Origin of the sequence: Stenotrophomonas sp. YIM B06876, from assembly GCF_030711595.1 — a bacterium.
Lineage (GTDB): Bacteria > Pseudomonadota > Gammaproteobacteria > Xanthomonadales > Xanthomonadaceae > Stenotrophomonas.
The window spans coordinates 1-606 of the sequence record NZ_JAUJUJ010000493.1 but is presented as its reverse complement, the minus strand read 5'-3'; the positions used below and the strand labels follow the sequence as shown (position 1 = coordinate 606).

The 606-nt window shown below is 65.2% G+C and carries 1 protein-coding gene; it reads right to left on the bottom strand.

Going from position 1 to position 606, the window contains the following annotated elements; genetic code table 11:
- On the bottom strand, positions 1-606 hold a 606-nt coding region (locus QZH66_RS18110), incomplete at both ends, for a peroxiredoxin (protein ID WP_305807188.1).

Below are 606 nucleotides of genomic sequence, written 5' to 3'. Positions count from 1 at the left end.
GGGCGTGATGCGCAGGTAGGGCTTGACGGTCTTGAAGCCCTTGGGGAAGCGCTGGGCCAGCTCGGCCGGGTCCTGCAGGCTGGGCACGATGATCACGTCTTCGCCGTCCTTCCAGTTCACCGGCGTGGCCACCTTGTAGTTGTCGGTGAGCTGCAGCGAGTCGATCACGCGCAGGATCTCGTCGAAGTTGCGCCCGGTGCTGGCCGGGTAGGTGAAGGTGGTGCGGATGACCTTCTTCGGGTCGATGATGAACACGCTGCGCACCGTGGCGGTGGTCGAGGCGTTCGGGTGGATCATGTCGTAGAGGTTGGCGACCTTCTTGTCGGCATCGGCCAGGATGGGGAAGTCCACCTTGGTGTGCTGCGTCTCGTTGATGTCGTGCACCCAGTCGGTGTGCGATTGGAGCGGGTCGATGCTGATGGCGATGGCCTTGGTCTTGCGCTTGGCGAACTCGCCCGACAGCGCCGCCGTCTTGCCCAGCTCGGTGGTGCAGACGGGCGTGAAGTCGGCCGGGTGCGAGAACAGCACCACCCACGAGTCGCCCGCCCACTCATGGAAGCGGATCGGGCCGGCCGTGGAGTCTTGCGTGAAATCGGGGGCGGTGTC